Below are 19,225 nucleotides of genomic sequence, written 5' to 3'. Positions count from 1 at the left end.
ATCAAACTGTCAGCGACCGGATGCTACCCCGAGGAAGAGGGCGAATCGGCCTTGCCCCGCCAACTTCCGCGAGAGGTGACTAATGCCACGCCCAGCGACGGACCTCGACGCAAGCCTTAGCGATGTCGGCGGACTCTTCGCCGCTCCTGCCCGCGACCGGCGGCCGTCGGCGCGGCTGCGCAGTGCCGTCCACCGGGCCGGGCTCTGGTCGCGCGAAGGGCTGCTCGAGCGCGCCTTCACGACGATGTTCAGCGGCCTCGTCTACCCCCAGATCTGGGAGGACCCGGTCGTCGATCTCGAGGCGCTGGCGCTCGGACCCGGCAAGCGGATGATCACCATCGCGTCGGGCGGCTGCAACGTGCTCAGCTACCTCACCGCCGACCCGCAGGAGATCATCGCCGTCGATCTCAACGCCCACCATGTCGCGCTGACCCGGCTGAAGCTTGCCGGCGCCCGGCACTTTCCGAACTACGCGACCTTCTTCCGCTTCTTCGGCCGGGCCGACGATGCCGCCAACATCGCCGCCTACCGGACTTTCGTGCGAAATGGCCTGGACGCGGAGACCGCGGCCTACTGGGATCGCCGCGACCTGGTACGGCGGCCGCGCGTCCGGCTGTTCACGCAGAACATCTACAAGCACGGCGTGCTCGGCCGCTTCATCAAGCTCAGCCATGTCGGCGCGCGCCTCGCCGGCGTGCCGCTGCAGCCGCTGACCGAAATGCGGGGGCTGGCCGAGCAGCAGGCCTATTTCGACCAGGTGATCGCCCCCTTCTTCGACCGCCCGACGGTGCGCTGGCTGACCTCGCTGAAGGCCTCGCTGTTCGGCCTCGGCATTCCGCCCGCGCAGTACGAGGCGCTCGCCGGCGACGCGGAAATGGCGGACGTCCTGAAGCAGCGGCTGGAAAAGCTGATCTGCGGGTTTCCGATGGACGAGAACTATTTTACCCACCAGGCGCTCGGCCGGGCCTATGCGCCGGGCGATGCCGGCCCGCTGCCGCTCTATCTGCAGAGCACGCATTTCTCCGACATCGCTGCCCGCGCGAACCGCGTCTCGGTCGTCCGCCAGTCCTTCACCGAAAGGCTGCATGCGGAGGCCGACGCGAGCCTCGACGGCTACGTGCTGCTCGACGCGCAGGACTGGATGACCGACACTCAGCTGAACGACCTCTGGCGCGAGATCACCCGCACCGCCCGCCCCGGCGCGCGCGTCATCTTCCGCACTGCCGGCGAAGCGACGATCCTGCCCGGCCGGGTCGCGGACGGCGTGCTCGCCGCATGGGACTATCGCCAGGCTCAGTCGGAAGACCTCTGTCGCCGCGACCGCTCGGCGATCTACGGCGGCTTCCATCTCTACATCCGGCAGGCATGACCGCCGAGCCGCACAGCGCGCCGTCCGATGCCGGCCATTCCCGGCTGATGGACGCGGTCTACCGGCGCCAGCGCCACATCTACGACGTCACGCGCAAATTCTACCTGCTTGGCCGCGACCGGCTGATTGCCGACCTCGCGCCGTCTCCGGGCGATACCGTGCTCGAGGTCGGCTGCGGCACCGGGCGCAACCTCATCCTCGCCGCGCGGCGCTATCCGCAGGCCCGCCTGTACGGCATCGACATTTCCGAAGCGATGCTGGCGACCGCTCGCGCCAACATCGCCAAAGCCGGCCTCGCCGGCCAGATCACGCTCGCCCGTGCCGACGCGACGGCGTTTTCGCCAGGCAACCTGTTCGGCTTTCCGGCCTTCGACCGCGTCTTCATCTCCTACGCCGTGTCGATGATTCCGGATTGGCAGGCGGCCGCCGCCGCCGCCTTCGGCGCCCTCGGCCCCGGCGGCAGCCTTCATATCGTCGACTTCGGCCAGCAGGAAGGCCTGCCGCCCGTCGCCCGGCGCCTGTTGCAGGCCTGGCTCCGCCGCTTCCACGTCACGCCCCGCGCCAATCTGGGTGACGTGCTGGCCACGCTTGCGGCCGGACAGGACACGCGGCTCGACGAAACGCGGCTCCATCGCGGCTACGCCTGGCTGTTTGCCGTCCGCCGCAGCTGAGCCTAGCGCCGGCGAGCGAACCGCAGCGGGCGGCCCACGCGCCCCTTCTCCCTGCGATAAAAATGTCACTTTCTTTCCGCCGAGCAGGGGCCGCCCGGGATTTCGCGCGGGCATTTGATCTCGCGCAAAGCCGCGTCCTCACCAAGCTGTGATCGAGACGGCGCGGCACGAGGCCGATCGCATTGCGAGGGAAATATCACATGCAGAAAACGACGAAGCGGAGCTGGGCCATCCTGGCCGCCATCTTCCTGACGGCGGCGCCGGCCGTTGCCGCGGACGTCTCGACGCCAGCCGCGCCCGAAGCCGCGGCTGCCCACAACCCCTGGCAGGTCCGCGTCCGGGCGCTCGGGGTGATCACCGAGGACGAGGGCCACGTCGACGGCATTCCGGGCTCGGATCTGTCCTACTCCGACACCATCACGCCCGAACTCGACATCAGCTACTATTTCACCCCGAACATCGCCGCCGAACTGGTGCTCGGCACGACCTATGCCAATGTCCATACCGACGGTTCGATCGCGGGCCTCGGCAAGGTCGGCAAGACCTGGGTCCTGCCCCCGACGCTGACGCTGCAGTACCACTTCACCGATTTCGGCGCCTTCCAGCCCTATGTCGGCGCGGGCGTGAACTACACCATGTTCTACAGCCAATCGGATGCCGGCGCCTTCACCAACATGGACATCGAGGACACGTTCGGTGCGGCGCTGCAGGTCGGCTTCGACTACATGATCGACGACCATTGGGGCTTCAACCTCGACGCCAAGAAGCTGTTCCTCGAGGCGGACTGGACCGCCGATCTCGGCGATACGAAGCTTTCCGGCACCGCCAAGCTGAACCCCTGGCTGATCGGCACGGGTGTCACCTACCGCTTCTAGCCTTCGTCACGTCGACAGCCCCGCGCGCTCCCTTGTCTTCCGGCGTCGCGCGGGGTCAGCCGAACTCGGCCGACGGGCCGGCGCCGAGGGGACTGGGCCGAGGCCGCGGCGCTCAGTCGGCGCTGGGCAGCCGGCGCATGGTGAATTCCACCTCGTCGCCCGGCAACAGCCGCCAGCTTTCCACCGAGGTCCAGTAGGCGGCCTTGGGATAGCGGTCGAACCACTCGCGCGCCTTCGAGCGCGCCGCGTCGCGCGGCAGGGTGTAGGTCTCGCGCACGAAACTGTCCTCACCGACGGCGCGACGCTGGCGGCCGTCGTTCAGCTGCCGGGCGAGGCCGGCCAGCGGCGGGCGGGGAAAGCTTTCCATGGCTGGGTCTCGTTGAACCGTCCTTGGCCGAAACAATAGCGTCGCGAAGGGGGATTGGCGAATCGAATCCGCCGCTTGGGGCCGATCCCCGCCCGCGGGACGGACTTTCGCCGCTCGCTGCTTCCTGTTAGGCCGATAGACAGGAACCGGCGGCCGTCGCGACAGTTGCGCCATGCAACGCGCATGCCGCCGAAGCGACGCCGAGGGAAGACATCCATGGAACGACCCGAACTGCCGGAAGGCTTGCCTGCCGACATCGACGCAAAGAAGGCCAGTGCCAGGGCCTGGTTCGAGGCGCTGCGCGACAAGATCTGCGCCGCCTTCGAGGCTATCGAGGACGATTTTGCCGGCGACGGCACGGCCGGGCGTTTCGAGCGCACACCCTGGACCCGTGGCGAAGGCGAGGCGGACGGCGGCGGCGGCGTGATGTCGATGATGCACGGCCAGGTGTTCGAGAAGGTCGGCGTCCACACCTCGACCGTCCACGGCGAGTTCTCACCGGAGTTCCGCCAGCAGATCCCGGGCGCGGCCGAGGATCCCAGTTTCTGGGCCTCGGGCATTTCGTTGATCGCCCATCCCCGCAATCCGAACGTCCCCGCCGTGCACATGAACACCCGCATGGTCGTGACATCCCGGCAGTGGTTCGGCGGCGGCGCCGATCTGACGCCGGTGCTCGACCGCCGGCGCACGCAGGAGGACCCGGACACCCAGGCCTTCCACCGCGCGCTGAAGTTCGTCTGCGACCGGCATGGCGCGGTGGCCGACCACCAGCGCTTCAAGGAATGGTGCGACGAGTACTTCTTCCTGCCGCACCGCAACGAGGCGCGCGGCGTCGGCGGCATCTTCTACGACTGGCTGCACTCGCCGGAGGAAAGCGGCGGCTGGGACGCCGACTTCGCCTTCACCCGCGATGTCGGCAAGGCTTTCCTCGTCGTCTATCCGCACATCGTGCGGGTCAACCAGCCGCGGACCTATACCGAGGCGGACCGCGAGGAGCAGCTGGTCCGGCGCGGGCGCTATGTCGAGTACAATCTCCTCTACGACCGCGGTACGCTTTTCGGCCTGAAGACAGGCGGGAACATCGCCTCCATCCTGTCCTCCATGCCCCCGGTCGTTAAGTGGCCCTGATGGGGACGCTTAAATAATCTTCTTGGATGTATAGATCAGAAGGCCGGCGCCGCCGGCTTTTCAGACGAAGTACAGAGCTCCCTTAAGAACATCTGCCAAAAGCCGCTGGAACTTTCCGAACGATCCCGCTTTATTGATCAACGCAACGTTGTGATTCGGGAGGAATCGTCATGTATGAGATGAACTGTGCAGGTGTCATTCCCGGCTGCGAACGGATCATCCGGGCCGACAGCCCCGCCGAAGTGATCCGCCGGGCGGTCATGCAGGCACGCCAGCTGGGTGTCGACCGGATCACGCCGACGATGATGGACCAGTTCCGGCAGGCGACGACCGAGCTTCCGCACTGAGGCAGGAAGCCCGGCGGCTGGCAGATCTGAGGGCGGGCTCGACGAGTCCCGCCCTTTTTCATGCCTGCCTTTTTTCCAGGGGACCTGCCACCGGCGCGAACGCGTTGGCTGGCGGCCAGGGACCGTCTCGACAGCGCCGTGTCAGGCAGCGCCGGGAACCGGCAGCATCGCCAGCAGCCGGTCGCGTACCAACGTAAAACCGCTGTCGACCCAGATCCGCTCCAGCGCCTTCAGCGCCACGCCGAGCTCGCGCCCGGGCGCAAGGCCGGCCTTCTGGAGATCCGCTCCGCTGACCGGAAAGGGCGGCGGCGAGAACGTCTCGGCATGGGCCAGAAGCCGCGACAGCACGGCGGTCTCGGCAAGACGGGTTTCGCCCTTCGCCTTTTCGACAGCGAGCGCCAGCCGCAGCCGGTCGGTGATGCCGCCCTTGTCGCCGAAATAGAGCCGTGCCCTGAGAGCGGGATCTTCCAGCGCCGGCGAGACCGGCTCGGACGAGGCGAAAGCCAAGAGGCGGTCGCGCTCGACATTCGACAGCCGCCAGCGCTTGGCGAGGTCGGCGACCCGCTCGGGATCGGGCGGAACCAGGCTTTCCAGCCGCAGCAGCGCATCCGCGTGCCAGCCGAAATGCGCCTCGGCGCCGATCAGGCCGTGGATCGCGTCGATCCCCCACTTCTCGCTTTCCGGCAGCACCAGCGACAGGACGCCGGTCTGTCGCATCCACAGCAGCGCGCGCGAGGGATCGGGCGCGGCGAGCAGCTTGCGCATTTCCGTCCAGATGCGCTCGGCCGACAGCTTCTCGATGCCCGCCTTCAGCCGCGTGGCAGCCCGCAGGCCGGCCGCGTCCGGACGGCCCTCGCCATACCAGGCGAAGAAGCGGAAGAAGCGCAGGATGCGCAGAAAATCTTCCTCGATGCGGCTTTCGGCATCGCCGATGAAGCGCAGGGTCCGGCTCTCGATGTCGGCCACGCCGCCGACGAGGTCGAGGATGGTGCCGCCGGCGTCGCAATAGAGCGCGTTGATGGTGAAGTCTCGCCGCTCGGCGTCGGCCTTCCAGTCGCGCCCGAACTTCACCTTGGCGTGCCGGCCATTGGTTTCGATGTCCTGGCGAAGGGTCGTCACCTCGAAAGGCCGTCCATTCGCCACCACCGTCACCGTGCCGTGCTCGATGCCGGTCGGCACGGTCTTGAAGCCGGCCGCCTTCGCCCGTTCCACCGTCGTCTGCGGCAGCGCCGTGGTGGCGATGTCGATGTCGGCGACGGCCTGGCCGAGCAGCGTGTTGCGGATCGCGCCGCCGACCACCCGCGCCTCCTCGTCGCCGTCACCGATGAGGGCCTGGAGCAGCGCCTGCAGCGCGGCGTCCTTCAGCCATTCGGCCTCGATCCTCGGCAGTGTCATGCGTAGAGCCTTTCGTAGAGCGTGCGGATGATGCCCGCCGTGACGCCCCAGATATGTCGGTTCTCGAAGGGCATGATGTAATAGGAGCGTTCGCGTCCCTGCCAGACTTGGCTTTCCCGGGCATGGTTGGCGGCATCCATCAGAAAGCCGAGCGGCACCTCGAAGACGTCGGCGACCTCGTCCGGGTTCGGCTTCAGCGTGAAGCCGGGACGCACCAGGCCCAGCACCGGCGTGATGCGAAAGCCGGTGGTGGTGAGATAGCGTGGAAGGCGGCCGATGGTCTCGACATGTTCCGGCGCCAGCGCGATCTCCTCTAGGCTCTCGCGCAAAGCCGCGGCCTCCGGCGAGGCGTCGCCGGGATCGACCGAGCCACCGGGAAAGGCGATCTGGCCGGAATGTTTGCGCAGATGCCCGGCCCGCGTCGTCAGGATCATGCCTGCGCCTTCCGGCCGGTCGACGATCGGCACCAGCACCGCCGCCTCCCGCGCCCCCTGGCGCTCGACCAGCTGTTCGAGGTCCGGGTTCAGCACATGGTCGCCGACATCGTTGCCGAGCGCCTCCAGCCCGGTGCCGAGGACGCGCCGTCTGAGATCGGCGGCGCTGAACACGTCAAAGCGCGGCGACGGCTTCATCGCGGGGCTCCGCCCGGTTCTCCGCCGAGCGCATCGTCCGGAAGAAAGAAACGTGCGCCGGCCGAGGCGACGAAGGCGCGACCGTCGCCGTCCGTCTCGATGAAGTCGGCAATCTCGAAGGCGAGCGGCCGGGTCAGCCGCGCCTCCAGCCGTCCGCGCACGCCGACATAGGGGGCAAAGGCGCCCGTGGCCGGATCGACGGCAAAGCGCAGGGGATGGTCCGCATCGGCGCGGACGACATCCCCGACATTGGTGCGGAAGGTCAGCACCGGCGCCGCCCCGCTGGCGTCACGATCCATCTCGACCGCGAGGAAGGCGACGTCCTCCACGGCGATACTGAGCTTTTCCACCGGCGTGACGAGAAAGGTCTGGCCGTCTTCGTCCCGGCGCAGCACCGAGCTGAAAAGCCGCACCAAAGCGGGGCGTCCGATCGGCGAGCCCTGATGGGTCCACGCCCCGTCGAAGCGGATCGCCATCTCGCTGTCGCCGCAGAAAGGCGGGTTCCAGCGTTCCACGGGCGGCGCGCCCTTGCCGGCGCGCTCGGCCCGCACGATCAGGGCGGCCAGGCCTGGCGAGAGGGCATGCTGATCCTCGGCGATATCCATTCTCCTGTTCGGGCGCACATTCTTGTGCACGACGGCGCGGTGGCGACATGGTCAAAGCGTCTTATTTTGGCCGGCCTTCGCAGTCACGAAATAGTTGCGTTCTGGCCGCTTGCCAGGATGTGCCCTGCCCGATTTCATGGCACTGACGCCAAGGTTCGGCGCACCCCGGCAAAATCGGCCCCCGGTGGTGATGCAGCCGGCCACGAACGGAGAATTCCCGATGACGATGCATGCGCCCCAGGACGCCGCCCTCGATGGCGAAGCGATCGTCGCTCTGGCCGAGAGTGCCCTCGCCGACATCGCGCGCGTGAAGGAATCGGTCGGCCGCGTCATCTTCGGCCAGGAAAGCGTCGTCGAGCAGACCGTGATCGCCATCCTCGCCGGCGGCCATGCCCTCCTCGTCGGCGTTCCCGGCCTCGCCAAGACCAAGCTGGTCGACACGCTCGGCATCGCCCTCGGGCTCGACGCCAAGCGCATCCAGTTCACGCCCGACCTGATGCCCTCCGACATCGTCGGCTCCGAGGTGATGGACCAGGACGAGACCGGCCGGCGCTCCTTCCGCTTCATCCGCGGTCCGGTCTTCGCGCAGCTGCTGATGGCCGACGAGATCAACCGCGCCTCGCCGCGCACCCAGTCGGCGCTCCTGCAGTCGATGCAGGAATACCACGTCACCGTCGCCGGCGAGCGGCATGACCTGCCGGCGCCGTTCCACGTGCTGGCGACGCAGAACCCGCTGGAGCAGGAGGGCACCTATCCCCTGCCCGAGGCGCAGCTCGACCGTTTCCTGATGCAGGTCGACGTGCACTACCCCGACATCGACGCGGAGCGCCAGATCCTGATCGAGACCACCGGCGCGGGCGAGCGCAAGGCGCTGCCGGTGCTGACCGCCGCGCGGCTGCGCGAGATCCAGCTGCTCGTCCGCCGCATGCCGGTGCCCGAAAGCGTCGTCGAGGCGATCCTGGCCCTGGTGCGCTCGGCCCGTCCCGGCCACGGCAACAAGGAAGCCGACGCGCACATCGCCTGGGGCCCCGGCCCCCGCGCCAGCCAGTCGCTGATGACCTGCGTGCGCGCCCGCGCGCTCTACGAAGGGCGCCTCGCCCCCTCGATCGACGACGTCATCGCGCTCGCCGAGCCGATCCTGCAGCACCGCATGGCGCTGAACTTCGCCGCTCGGGCCGAGGGCATGAGCGTTCGCGACGTCATTGCCGCCCTGAAGCGGGACGCGGCGAAGGGCTGATCCGGGCATGGCAACCATCGGCCAGTCGGTCGACCTCACCCCCAGTGCCGATGCCCTCGTTCGCGCGCGCCAGCGCGCCGCCTTGCTGCCCGACCTGCTGGTTGAGGCCAAGCGCGTGGTGACGACGGTGATCGCCGGCTGGCACGGAAGGCGCCGGCGCGGCGTCGGCGAGAATTTCTGGCAGTTCAGGCCCTTCGTCGACGGCGGCGAGGTCTCGCGCATCGACTGGCGGCGCTCGGCCCGCGACGACAATGTCTATCTGCGCGACCAGGAATGGGAGGCGGCGCAGACCGTGTGGATCTGGGCCGATCCCTCTCCGTCGATGCTGTACAAGTCCGAAATCGCGACGGTCTCGAAGGAATCGCGCGCGATGGTCCTCGTGCTGGCGCTGGCCGACCTCTTGTCGCGCTCGGGCGAGCGGATCGGCTATCCCGGCGTGCTCGACCCGATCTCCGCCCGCAATGCCGCCGAGCGCATCGCCACCGCCCTCGTCCCCGGCCGCCCCGCCGGCTTCCCGCCGGACGACCGGATGAAGCGCTTCAGCGAAGTCGTTCTGGTCAGCGATTTCCTCGATCCGGTGGACGAGATCCTCGAGCGCATCGATCGCATCGCGCGGCGCGGCATCCGCGGCCATCTCATCGCCATCGCCGACCCGGCCGAGGAGACCTTTCCCTATGCCGGTCGCACCGAATTCCGCGATCCCGAAACGGGCGCCAAGCTGACGGCCGGCCGCGCCGAGGGGCTGCGCGAGGAGTATCTGCAGCTCTTCCAGGCGCGACGCGCGGTGATCGGCGAGCATTGCCGACGGCTCGGCTGGAGTTTTGTCGCCCACCGCACCGATCGACTCGCCTCCGAGGCGCTGGTCGGCGTGCATGGACGCTTGAGCGGCGTGCCGCAGCCGATGGCGCGGCAGACCGGCGGGATCGGCGCAGCATGAGCGGTCTTTCCTTCGGCGCCCCGCTGATGCTCCTCGGCCTTCTGGCGCTGCCGGTGATCTGGTGGCTCCTGAAACTCACGCCGCCGCGCCCGCAGATGGAAGTGTTTCCGCCGCTGCGCATCCTGGCGCGGGTCGCGCGCGTCGAGGAGACCCCGGCCAAGAGCCCGTGGTGGCTGACGCTGCTCCGCCTGCTGCTCGCCGCCCTCGTCATTCTCGCTCTGGCCGCGCCGGTGTTGAACCCGCGCGAGGGCCTGCTGTCGGGCACCGGACCGGTCGCGCTGATGGTCGACAACGGCTGGGCCAGTGGCGCCGACTGGCCGGCGCGCCGCGATGCTGCCGAACAGGTGATCCGCGATGCCGGCGACGCGGAGCGCCCGGTGGCGCTGGCCTTCACCGCAGAGGGTCCGACCGACGACGCGACGCCGGTCGAGGCGAGCGTGGCGCTGGAGCGCCTCGGCGCCGCCATCGCGCGGCCGATCCCGACCGATCGCCCGGCGGCCGCGACGCGCTTGGCCACCGCCCTCGGCGGCACCGAGCTTGGCTCTCTCGCCTTCCTCAGCGACGGCCTCGACGGCAACGGCACCCCGGAAGTCACCACGACCCTGGCCGGACTCGGCGCCGGTCAGGCGATTCTCTACCGCCCCTCGATCGCTCCCCTCGTCGGCCTGACGCAGGCGGACAACTCGACCGAGGCGCTGGTGGTTCAGGCGGTCCGCCCGCAGGGCGTCGCCGGCGACGCCAACTTCACCGTCCGCGTCGTCGACGGCCAGAGCCGCGAGATCGGCACGGCCTCGCTCGACTTCACCGGCGATGCCGTCACCGCCGAGGCACGCTTCACCGTGCCGGTGGAGCTGCGCAACGACATCGCCCGGCTAGAGGTCGTGGGTCCCGCGACGGCCGCCAGCGTGCGCCTCGTCGACGACAGTTTTCGCCGTCGCCGCGTCGGCCTGATCTCCGGCGAGGGCGCGGATGTCGCCCAGCCGCTCTTGTCGCCGCTCTACTACATCACCCGGGCGCTCGAACCCTTTGCGGACCTGGCCCGGGCCGACAGCGCCGACCTCTCCAGCGCCATCCCCGCCCTCGTCGCCCGCCGGCCGTCGGTGATCGTCATGGCCGACATCGGCGTCATTCCCGCGCCGGCCGAGACGGCCCTGCGCGACTTCGTCGACAAGGGAGGATTCCTCGTGCGCTTCGCCGGACCGCGGCTCGCCGCCTCCACCGGCGACGATCCCCTGGTGCCGGTGCGGCTGCGCAGCGGCGAACGCCAGCTCGGCGGCGCCATGTCCTGGTCGGAGCCGCAGAAGATCTCGCCGGTACCGCCGACCAGTCCGCTGGCCGGGATAGCGATCGGCGACGAGGTCACGGTCACCCGCCAGATCCTCGCCGAGCCCTCGGTGGATCTCGCCGACCGCACCTGGGTGAGCCTCGCCGACGGCACGCCGCTGGTGACCGCCCAGACCGTCGGCGCGGGAACCATCGTTCTGTTTCACGTCACCGCCGAAGCCACCTGGTCGAACCTGCCGATATCAGGCGCCTTCGTCGACATGCTCCGGCGCATCGTGACCCTGTCGCGCTCGACCGGTCCGGCGGCCACGGAAGAAGGCGCCGCCGGCAGCGCCCAGAGCCTGCCGCCCTACCGGGTGATGGATGCCGAAGGCCGGCTCGCCGCGCCCGGCGCCGAGGCAGAACCGCTGCTTCTCACGGCGGGGACCTCGGCGATCGTCACGCGCCGCAACCCGCCCGGCCTCTACGGTACCGAGGCCGGCTACACCGCCCTGAACCTCCTGCCAGAAGACGCGACGCTGGCGCCCTTGCCGGAACTCGACCTCGGCACACCCGTCGCCGCCCGCGGCTATGGCAGTGAAGCCTCTGTCGACATGATGCCGCTTCTCTTCGCCGCAGCGCTCGTGCTCTTCGCCCTCGATGTTCTCGCAATGCTGTGGCTGAACGGCGTCCTGACGCGCCTCGGCCGTCGCGGCTTCGGCGGCCGGGCCGCGGCCCTGCCGGTCCTTGCCATGGTCGGCCTAGGCCTCGCCTTCTCCGCCGTCGGCACCAATGGCGCGATGGCGCAGGATGCGCCCGCGGCCGAGGCGGCACCGTCGGCGTCCAGCACGGCGGACGACGCCGCCCGCGCGGAGGCGGCGATCGCCGCGACAGAGACGACGCATCTGGCCTATGTCGAGACCGGCGAATCCGAGACCGACGAGATCTCCCGCCAGGGTCTCGACGGCCTGTCGCAGTTCATCGCCGCCAAGACCGCGCTGGAGCCGGGATCGGCCGTCGGCGTCAACATCGCCGCCGACGAGCTGGCCTTCTATCCCATCCTCTACTGGCCGATCGACGCCGGTGCGCCGATGCCGACGACCGCGGCGATCAGCCGGGTCGACGCCTACATGAAGCAGGGCGGCACGGTGCTGTTCGACGTGCAGGACGATCCGATCTCCTCGCTGACTTCGACCGCCGTCTCGCCCGGCCAGCGAAGGCTGCGCGACATCCTCGCCGATCTCGACATCCCGCCGCTGGAGCCGGTGCCGACCGACCACGTGCTGACGAAATCATTCTACATCATGCGCGACTTTCCCGGCCGCCACACCGGCTCGCCGCTGTGGGTCGAGGCGCTGGTGCGCGATCCCAACGCCGAGACACGGCCCGCCAGCGCCGGCGACGGCGTCTCCTCGATCATGATCACTTCGAACGATTTTGCCCGCGCCTGGGCCGTCGACGACAGCGGCCTGTTCCGCTTTCCGACCGATGCCAGCGACCCCACGCAGCGCGAATACGCCTATCGCAGCGGGGTCAACATCGTGATGTACGTCCTCACCGGCAACTACAAGGCCGACCAGGTGCATGTGCCCGCTCTCCTGGAAAGGCTGGGCCAATGACCTGGTCGATGCAGTTCGCCCCCTTCTTCTCCTGGCCGGTTCTGGCTGCCCTCGCCGTTCCCGCCGCGCTGTTGGTCGCCGTCCTCCTCCTGGTCAGGATGCGTGGGTCGTTTCTGCGCGTCCTCGCACTGGCGGCCCTGATCCTGGCGCTGCTCAATCCCGTGGTGCTGCGCGAGCAGCGCGATCCCCTGAAGAGCGTCGTCGCGCTCGTCGTCGACAACAGCCAGAGCCAGAGCATCGGCCAGCGCAGCGCCGAGACGGCGACGGCGGTGGCGGCCCTGCAGGAAAGCCTCGCGCGCTTCCCCGACTTCGAGGTGCGCACCGTCGAGGCCCGCAATGCCGGGACGGCCGGCGGCGACGCCACCACCGCTCTGTTCGGGGCGCTCGGCTCGGCCTTCAGCGACGTGCCGCCGGCGCGGGTTGCTGGCGCGATCATGGTGACTGACGGTCAGATCCACGACATCCCCGCCGACGCCTCGACCCTTGGCTTCGACGCGCCGGTGCACGGCCTGATCACCGGCCGGGCCGACGAGTTCGACCGCCGCATCGAGATCACCACCAGCCCGCGCTTTGGCCTCGTCGACCAGGACCAGCAGCTCGTTTTCCGCGTCATCGAGGACGGGCCGCGCGCCTCGCGCAACCCCGTCGACGTGCGCATCTTCCTCAACGGCGACCTGATCGGCCGCCAGCAGGTGACGCCCGGCGTCGACGCCCGCACCGACTTCACGCTGCCGCGCGCGGGCAAGAACATCATCGAGCTTTCCGCCGCCCTCGACGCGGAAGAGATCACCCCGATCAACAACCGCGCCATCGCCGTCGTCGACGGCATCCGCGAAAACCTGCGTGTGCTCCTCGTCTCCGGCGAGCCGCATGCCGGCGAGCGCACCTGGCGCAATCTCCTGAAGTCGGACGCGGCCGTCGATCTCGTCCACTTCACCATCCTGCGTCCCCCGGAAAAGCAGGACGGCACGCCGATCGACGAGCTGTCGCTGATCGCCTTCCCGACGCGCGAGCTCTTCGTCGAGAAGATCGAGGATTTCGACCTCATCATCTTCGACCGCTACCAGCGCCGCGGCGTGTTGCCGGCGCTCTACTTCGACTACATCGCGCAGTATGTCGAAAAGGGCGGCGCGATTCTGATCGCCTCCGGGCCGGAATATGGCGGCAACGATTCCGTCGCCTCGACCTCGCTCGCCTCGATCCTGCCGGCGCTACCGACCGGGACGATCGACCAGGAAGCGTTCCGACCGACGCTCTCGGACCTCGGCAAGAAGCATCCTGTGACGCGCAACCTGCCGGGATCCGACCAGACCCCGCCGGCCTGGAGCGAGTGGTTCCGCTCGATCGACGTCGAGACGCCGCGCGGCGACACGGTGATGAACGGGCCGAACGGCAAGCCGCTGCTGGTGCTCGACCATGCCGGCGAGGGCCGCGTCGCGCTGCTCCTGTCGGACCAGGGCTGGCTGTGGTCGCGCGGCTTCGAAGGCGGCGGCCCGCATGTCGCGCTGTTCCGGCGGCTCGCGCACTGGCTGATGAAGGAGCCCGAGCTCGACGAGGAAGCGCTCGGCGCCGAGACGCGCGGCGAGGACCTCGTCGTCACCCGCCAGACCATCGGCGAGGATCCCGGTCCGGCCACCGTCGTCACCCCGTCCGGCGAGGCGCGGCAGGTGCCGCTGATCCAGGTCGGCGAGGGACGCTGGGAGGGCACGTTGCAGACCGAGGAACTCGGCCTCTACCAGGCCGCCAACGGCGATCTGAGGACGCTCGCCAATGTCGGTCCGGTCAATCCGCAGGAATACCGCGAGGCCGTGTCGACGACAGAGAAGCTGCAGCCGATCGCCGACGCGACGCGCGGCAGCGTGCGCCGCATCGCCGAGGACGGCAGCGTCGAGGTGCCGCGCATCGTGCCGGTGCGCGGTCGCGCCGATGCCGACGGGCGCGACTGGATCGGCCTCAAGACCACCGAGGAAACGGTGCTGCGCGGCGTCGATCGCACGCCGCTGTTTGCCGGCTTCCTCGGCCTCGCCGTGCTGCTCATGACCATTTCCGCCACCTGGTTCCGCGAGGGGCGCTAAAGGCCACCTTTCGGGATCATGCTTCAGGCTTGGCGGCGACTGTCGTCCGTCAGCTGCGACGCGGCCCGACCCTGCCGGCAAGCCCTTCGAGGGCGCCGTCGACCAGCGGCAGGCCGAGGATCCGCGCGGGATCGACGGGGCCGGGCATGATCACCGTCCCCGACGGCAACGGCCGGTAGCCGAGCGGCTCGTAATAGGCGCGGTCGCCGACCAGGACGATCGCCGTCTCGCCGCGCTCGCGCGCCGCCTTTTCCGCCAGGGCCATCAGCCGCCGGCCGATCCCCTGCCCCTTGTAGACCGGGCCGACGGCCAGCGGCCCGAGCACCACGGCGGGGCGCCCGCCGATGGCGACAGGCGTCTGGCGGACGGAACCGACGACGGCGCCGTCGAACAAAGCGACGAAGCAGAGGCTTCTGTCGCGGGGACACAATTCGCGCACGCGTTCGGCGGCGCGGGCGAAACGGCCGGGACCAAAAGCTTCGGCGGCTATCGCCTCGATGGCGGCGTCATGATCGGGGGTTTCCGGCAGATACCGGACGGCGGGAAGCGAAAACATGGCAGGAAATCCGGGCAGGAGCGGTACGGCCGTCCCGGCGGGTTACCGCTCAGGCGAGCCGCGGGTTCGGCACCTCTGGCGCATCAAGGCGCGAGGAGGATCGTCGTCGCTGCAAGGTCACGCCCGTCCTTCCCAGTTCGCCGTCGCGGCCCGGCGGCATCGCACGAGGCGACGCCTCGAAAGGCCTGTCCTGGCCCCGATTAGCACCGACGGGGTTCTGCGTCCATCGGGCGCAGCCCGGGCGTCGCGTCGGCGTCGCGCCGGCGTTGACGCTGCGTCTGCCTTGACGGCGGGCCGGCCCGCTTCCCATGTGGGAGCGAGGCATGAGGCCTGAAGGAGACGGACGATGGGACTTCTGGTCGAGGGCCGCTGGCAGGACAAGTGGTACGAATCGAAGAACGGCAGCTTCGAGCGCACGACGACGGCATTTCGCGACTGGATCACCCCGGACGGAACGCCCGCGCCGGACGGGCGCAAGGCGTTTCCCGCGGAGGCCGGCCGCTATCACCTCTACATCTCCCTCGCCTGCCCCTGGGCGCACCGCACGCTGATCGTCCGGCGGCTGAAGAAGCTCGAGGACGTCGTCTCGCTGTCGGTGGTCGATTTCCTGATGGGCGAGAACGGCTGGGTGTTTTCCGACCGTCCCGGCGCCATTCCCGACAGCGTGCTCGGCAAGGACCGCCTCTACGAGGTCTATACCCAGGCGAAGGCCGACTTTACCGGCCGCGTCACCGTGCCGGTGCTCTGGGACAAGAAGACGGGCACCATCGTCAACAACGAGTCGGCCGAGATCATCCGGATCTTCAATGCCGGCTTCGGCGCGCTTGCCGACGAGACCGTCGACCTCGCGCCGGACGCCCTCCTGCCGGAGATCGACGCCGTCAACGCCCGCGTCTACGACCGGATCAACAACGGCGTCTACAAATGCGGCTTCGCGACCACGCAGGAAGCCTACGAGGCGCCGTTCCACGTTCTGTTTTCCGAACTGGATGCGCTGGACGCGCTGCTGGCGGGCCAGCGCTACCTCGTCGGCAACACCATCACCGAGGCCGACTGGCGCCTGTTCACGACGCTGATCCGCTTCGACGCGGTCTACCACGGGCACTTCAAGTGCAATGCCCGCCAGATTGCCGACTATCCCAACCTCTTCCCCTACATGCTCGATCTCTACCAACAGCCCGGCATCGCCGAGACCGTCAATTTCGAGCACATCAAGGGCCACTACTACCAGAGCCACACCATGATCAACCCGACCGCCATCGTGCCGCTCGGGCCGGACCAGGATCTTCGGCAGAAGCATGGTCGCGAGCGGTTTTCCTAGAAAGCGGGACAGAACTCCGGGGGTCTCAGGTTGCCTGCGGCCCGGCGATCGACTCGGGCGGAGCGGGCGGCGTCAGCTCCGCCGGGCGCAGCATCCGCGGCGAAACCGCCCATTGCGCCGGCGCCATCCCCGTCACGCGGCGGAACTCGCGGTTGAAGTTGGACTTGGTGGCAAAGCCGCTGCCGAGCATGGCGTCGGTGACGGAGCGGCCGGCGTCGATCGCCTGGCAGGCGTCGGCGACCCGAAAACCGTTGACATAGCGCGAGACGTTTTCGCCGGTCTGCCGGTTGATCGCCTCCGAGACGCGCTTGGCCGGTAGGCCCAGCCGCCGCGCGAGCCGCGAAAGCGTCAGCTCGCTGTCGCGATGGAGCCGCTGCCCGTCCAGCAGCCGCTCGAGGTCGGCCATGATCGCGGCATCGCGGCCCCGCTCCGCGTCGCTTTCGGCCGCCGCTTCGGCAGCCGCGGGCGCCGCCGTCGCGTCGACGATTCCCGGCGCGCGGCCGAGGGCGGGCAAGGAGGCGAGCGTCCCGACGAGAAGCAATGTCAGGCTGGATCCGAAACCGATGATCCAGCTCTTCAGCCAGCCCTCCCCCGAAACCACCGCCAGCGAGATGGCCGCATCGCTGACGGCCGAGAAGATGAGGGTCGCGGCGATCGCCCGCCAGACCAAAGGCGGCCAGTCGCCCGCATCGAGCCTGGCTTCGGGCAGTCCGTCGGCGCCGGACCGCAGCGCCAGGAGCATCGCCGCGCCGTAGCAGGCGAAGACCGCGATGACCGCCGCGTCGATCGCCTCGGGCGCTCTGGCGATGCAGAAGGCCACGAAGGCCGGCGCGAGCAGATGCAGGAGCCCCGCCGACGGCGCGCCGCCGCGCCCCTGCGCCGATCGCAGCGCCAGCCAGGCGACGGGCGCGACGCACACCGCCGTCACCGGCTGGACCAGGCGAAAGACCGGCAGGCCGTAATATTGCGCCAGCGCGTTGACCACGCCCTGCAGGATGCAGGCGCCGAGCAGCACGGCCAGCGGCGGCGCCAGGCTCCCCCTCAGCCGCATCCGGACGAGAACGAAGCTGAGCGCGAGAGAGACGACGATGGAGATCGGCACGGCGAACATGGACTGCTCCCTTCAGACACCCTCTCGATAGGCCTTGAACGCGATCGGCGCGACCTCGAACCGGTTGCAGGACGCGGCCGGAAGGCGGCGCGGGCTTGGGTGGGCGGCTTGTTCCTCTCACGGCAAGGATCTCCGCCATGAACATCGCCACTTTCGCCTGTCTCGCCGTCCTTGCAAGCTCGGTTCAGGGGCTGGCTGCGCCGCCAGCCCCTGCCGCCGCAGCCGGCCGCTCCGACATCGAGGCCCTGCCCGGCTACGACCGTTTCGACGTCGTGGCGCCGCATCGCGCCGTCCTCGTCCCGGCATCGATCTGGTACCGGGCCAGCGCCCGCACCTATGCCATCCCCATCGGCGAGAACCCGGTCTTCAGAGGCACGCCGGCCCTCGTCGGAGCGGCCGCCGCAGCCGGCAAGCACCCGCTGATCCTCCTGTCGCACGGCTCCGGCGGCAACATGGACGGGCTCGGCTGGCTGTCGTCGGAACTGGCGCTGCGCGGCGCGCTGGTCGTGGCCGTGAACCATCCCGGCACCACCTCCGGCGATTCCTCGCCGCGCCGCACCCCGCGCTTCGACGAGCGGGCGAAGGACCTCAGCGCCGCCCTCGACACCGTTCTCGCCGATCCGAGCTTCGGCAAGCTCGTCGACACCAGCCGGATCAGCGCCCTCGGCTTCTCGCTCGGCGGCACCACGGTGCTCGATCTGGCCGGCGGCCATTTTGTGCGGACGAAGTACCGGGACTATTGCCGGACTTTCGGCGAGCAGGGCGACTGCGTCTTCTACCGCAAAGGCGGCGTCGACCTCGACCGTTTGCCGGCCGAGATGGAGGCCAATGTTCGCGATCCGCGTGTCGGCTCCGTCATTGCAGTCGATCCCGGTGTGACGGATGCCCTATCGCCGGAAGGCATCGCGGCGATGACGCTGCCGGTGCTCTTGATCAATCTCGGCGCGCCCGATCCCTGGCGTGGAGTCGACGTCTCAGCCAAAGGCAGCGACCTCGCCGCCCGCCTCTCTAACGCGACCTACGAGACAATCCGGCCCGCCGTCCACTTCACCTTCCTCGGCCTCTGCACGCCGCAGGCTGCAAAGATGCTGGAGGAAGAACAGGACGATCCCGTCTGCACCGATCCCGCGGGCTCCGACAGAGCCGCCGTCCATGCCGAGGTGATCGACGCCGTCGCCGCCTTTCTCGGCCTTTCCGGGCCGGAAGCCGTTCCGTCTCACCAGTAAGAGTCGAACGGCCCCTCCGAGGCGAGTTCGTCGAGGCGCCTTCTTGTGGCGGCGGCGAGCCCGTCCGGCAGCGCGGCGAGATCGAAGAAGCCGGACTCGGCGATCTCGCCGCTGGCGGGTTTCGGCGCGCTCTGCCGGACGTTGCGGCAGACATAGAAGGCGACGTGGTCGCGCCGGGAGGCGAAGCGGTTGAAGTAGAGGGCGACGAGGCGCGGCGGCTCGGTCGGCTCGAGATTGCCCTCCTCGCGCAGTTCGCGGCAGAGGCCCTCTTCGATCGTCTCGCCGGCATCGACGCCGCCGCCCGGCAGATGCCATCCCGCGATGTAGGTGTGGCGCACGAGAAAGATCCGCCCCTCCGTGTCGAAGGCGGCACAGCGCGTGCCGAGCGTCATCGGCCGCATCATCACATGCGCCATGTGGAAGAGGCGGAGCTTCAGGCCGGGCTTTACCATGGCGATGCGGCTCTCCGGCTCTTTCCCTTTGGCGTCAAG

General features: G+C 69.2%; 18 protein-coding genes. 11 read left to right on the top strand and 7 right to left on the bottom strand.

Annotation, left to right across the window (positions count from 1 at the left end; translation table 11 throughout):
- Window positions 1–82: 82 nt before the first annotated feature.
- The 3 genes from IEX88_RS17070 (at window position 83) to IEX88_RS17060 (ending at window position 2,915) form a co-directional block, all read left to right on the top strand.
- The gene (locus tag IEX88_RS17070; protein ID WP_188852942.1) at window positions 83–1,369 is read left to right on the top strand and encodes a BtaA family protein; all 1,287 of its coding nucleotides are present in this window, start codon (window positions 83–85) and stop codon (window positions 1,367–1,369) included.
- Window positions 1,366–2,040, top strand: a complete 675-nt coding sequence (locus tag IEX88_RS17065; protein WP_188852941.1) for a class I SAM-dependent methyltransferase — start codon at window positions 1,366–1,368, stop codon at window positions 2,038–2,040. Before IEX88_RS17070 ends, IEX88_RS17065 begins: the two co-directional genes overlap by 4 nt.
- Before the next feature lie 200 nt (window positions 2,041–2,240).
- Window positions 2,241–2,915 (top strand): OmpW/AlkL family protein, encoded by a 675-nt coding sequence (locus IEX88_RS17060; protein WP_188852940.1) that lies wholly within the window; start codon window positions 2,241–2,243, stop codon window positions 2,913–2,915.
- A gap of 112 nt (window positions 2,916–3,027) precedes the next feature.
- On the opposite strand, the gene IEX88_RS17055 is transcribed toward IEX88_RS17060, so the two are convergent.
- Entirely contained in the window at window positions 3,028–3,282 is a 255-nt protein-coding gene (locus IEX88_RS17055) for a hypothetical protein (protein ID WP_188852939.1), read from the bottom strand.
- Window positions 3,283–3,498: 216 nt separating this feature from the next.
- Between IEX88_RS17055 and hemF the strand changes: the two genes are divergently transcribed.
- Both hemF and IEX88_RS17045 read left to right on the top strand, forming a co-directional pair.
- Window positions 3,499–4,410 (top strand): oxygen-dependent coproporphyrinogen oxidase, encoded by a 912-nt coding sequence (gene hemF / locus IEX88_RS17050; protein WP_188852938.1) that lies wholly within the window; start codon window positions 3,499–3,501, stop codon window positions 4,408–4,410.
- A 170-nt stretch (window positions 4,411–4,580) separates the two neighbouring features.
- Window positions 4,581–4,757 carry a DUF1059 domain-containing protein gene (locus IEX88_RS17045; protein WP_188852937.1) on the top strand — a complete coding sequence of 59 codons (177 nt, stop codon included), beginning with the start codon at window positions 4,581–4,583 and terminating at the stop codon, window positions 4,755–4,757.
- A 141-nt stretch (window positions 4,758–4,898) separates the two neighbouring features.
- Here the strand turns inward: IEX88_RS17045 and IEX88_RS17040 are convergent, their stop codons facing one another.
- The 3 genes from IEX88_RS17040 to IEX88_RS17030 are packed head-to-tail and all read right to left on the bottom strand — an operon-like array spanning window position 4,899 to window position 7,389.
- Window positions 4,899–6,152, bottom strand: a complete 1,254-nt coding sequence (locus IEX88_RS17040; RefSeq protein WP_188852935.1) for a CCA tRNA nucleotidyltransferase — start codon at window positions 6,150–6,152, stop codon at window positions 4,899–4,901.
- Window positions 6,149–6,784, bottom strand: coding sequence for a CoA pyrophosphatase (locus tag IEX88_RS17035; RefSeq protein WP_188852932.1), 636 nt, complete (start codon window positions 6,782–6,784; stop codon window positions 6,149–6,151). The genes IEX88_RS17040 and IEX88_RS17035 overlap by 4 nt, the downstream gene beginning before the upstream one ends.
- Window positions 6,781–7,389: a DUF1285 domain-containing protein gene (locus tag IEX88_RS17030; protein WP_188852930.1), complete on the bottom strand. Its 609-nt coding sequence runs from the start codon at window positions 7,387–7,389 to the stop codon at window positions 6,781–6,783. The genes IEX88_RS17035 and IEX88_RS17030 overlap by 4 nt, the downstream gene beginning before the upstream one ends.
- Window positions 7,390–7,609: 220 nt before the next feature.
- Here IEX88_RS17030 and IEX88_RS17025 point away from each other — a divergent pair, with 220 nt between their 5' ends.
- Genes IEX88_RS17025 through IEX88_RS17010 form a run of 4 tightly spaced genes read left to right on the top strand, consistent with a single transcriptional unit; the run spans window position 7,610 to window position 14,520 of the window.
- Window positions 7,610–8,626: an AAA family ATPase gene (locus IEX88_RS17025; RefSeq protein ID WP_188852923.1), complete on the top strand. Its 1,017-nt coding sequence runs from the start codon at window positions 7,610–7,612 to the stop codon at window positions 8,624–8,626.
- 7 nt (window positions 8,627–8,633) lie between these two features.
- Window positions 8,634–9,563, top strand: coding sequence for a DUF58 domain-containing protein (locus tag IEX88_RS17020; RefSeq protein ID WP_188852920.1), 930 nt, complete (start codon window positions 8,634–8,636; stop codon window positions 9,561–9,563).
- Window positions 9,560–12,445, top strand: a complete 2,886-nt coding sequence (locus IEX88_RS17015; protein WP_188852918.1) for a DUF4159 domain-containing protein — start codon at window positions 9,560–9,562, stop codon at window positions 12,443–12,445. Before IEX88_RS17020 ends, IEX88_RS17015 begins: the two co-directional genes overlap by 4 nt.
- Window positions 12,442–14,520: a hypothetical protein gene (locus IEX88_RS17010; RefSeq protein WP_188852916.1), complete on the top strand. Its 2,079-nt coding sequence runs from the start codon at window positions 12,442–12,444 to the stop codon at window positions 14,518–14,520. Before IEX88_RS17015 ends, IEX88_RS17010 begins: the two co-directional genes overlap by 4 nt.
- 49 nt (window positions 14,521–14,569) lie before the next feature.
- On the opposite strand, the gene IEX88_RS17005 is transcribed toward IEX88_RS17010, so the two are convergent.
- Window positions 14,570–15,076, bottom strand: coding sequence for a GNAT family N-acetyltransferase (locus tag IEX88_RS17005; RefSeq protein ID WP_188852914.1), 507 nt, complete (start codon window positions 15,074–15,076; stop codon window positions 14,570–14,572).
- Between the two features lie 346 nt (window positions 15,077–15,422).
- Here IEX88_RS17005 and IEX88_RS17000 point away from each other — a divergent pair, with 346 nt between their 5' ends.
- Window positions 15,423–16,397 carry a glutathione S-transferase family protein gene (locus IEX88_RS17000; RefSeq protein WP_188852912.1) on the top strand — a complete coding sequence of 325 codons (975 nt, stop codon included), beginning with the start codon at window positions 15,423–15,425 and terminating at the stop codon, window positions 16,395–16,397.
- A gap of 25 nt (window positions 16,398–16,422) precedes the next feature.
- Here IEX88_RS17000 and IEX88_RS16995 read toward each other — a convergent pair whose 3' ends face one another.
- A complete protein-coding gene (locus tag IEX88_RS16995; RefSeq protein WP_188852910.1) occupies window positions 16,423–17,508 on the bottom strand; it encodes a helix-turn-helix domain-containing protein in 1,086 nt (361 codons plus the stop codon).
- A 137-nt stretch (window positions 17,509–17,645) separates the two neighbouring features.
- Here IEX88_RS16995 and IEX88_RS16990 point away from each other — a divergent pair, with 137 nt between their 5' ends.
- On the top strand, window positions 17,646–18,734 hold the full coding sequence (locus IEX88_RS16990) for an alpha/beta hydrolase family protein (RefSeq protein WP_210319291.1): 1,089 nt from the start codon (window positions 17,646–17,648) through the stop codon (window positions 18,732–18,734).
- Here the strand turns inward: IEX88_RS16990 and IEX88_RS16985 are convergent.
- Window positions 18,725–19,186 (bottom strand): NUDIX domain-containing protein, encoded by a 462-nt coding sequence (locus IEX88_RS16985; protein ID WP_188852908.1) that lies wholly within the window; start codon window positions 19,184–19,186, stop codon window positions 18,725–18,727. The two genes, IEX88_RS16990 and IEX88_RS16985, sit on opposite strands and share 10 nt — an antisense overlap.
- Window positions 19,187–19,225 lie beyond the last annotated feature (39 nt).

The organism is Aureimonas glaciei, from assembly GCF_014643375.1.
Taxonomy (GTDB): Bacteria; Pseudomonadota; Alphaproteobacteria; order Rhizobiales; family Rhizobiaceae; genus Plantimonas; species Plantimonas glaciei.
This window is presented reverse-complemented; position numbering and strand designations above follow the sequence as displayed.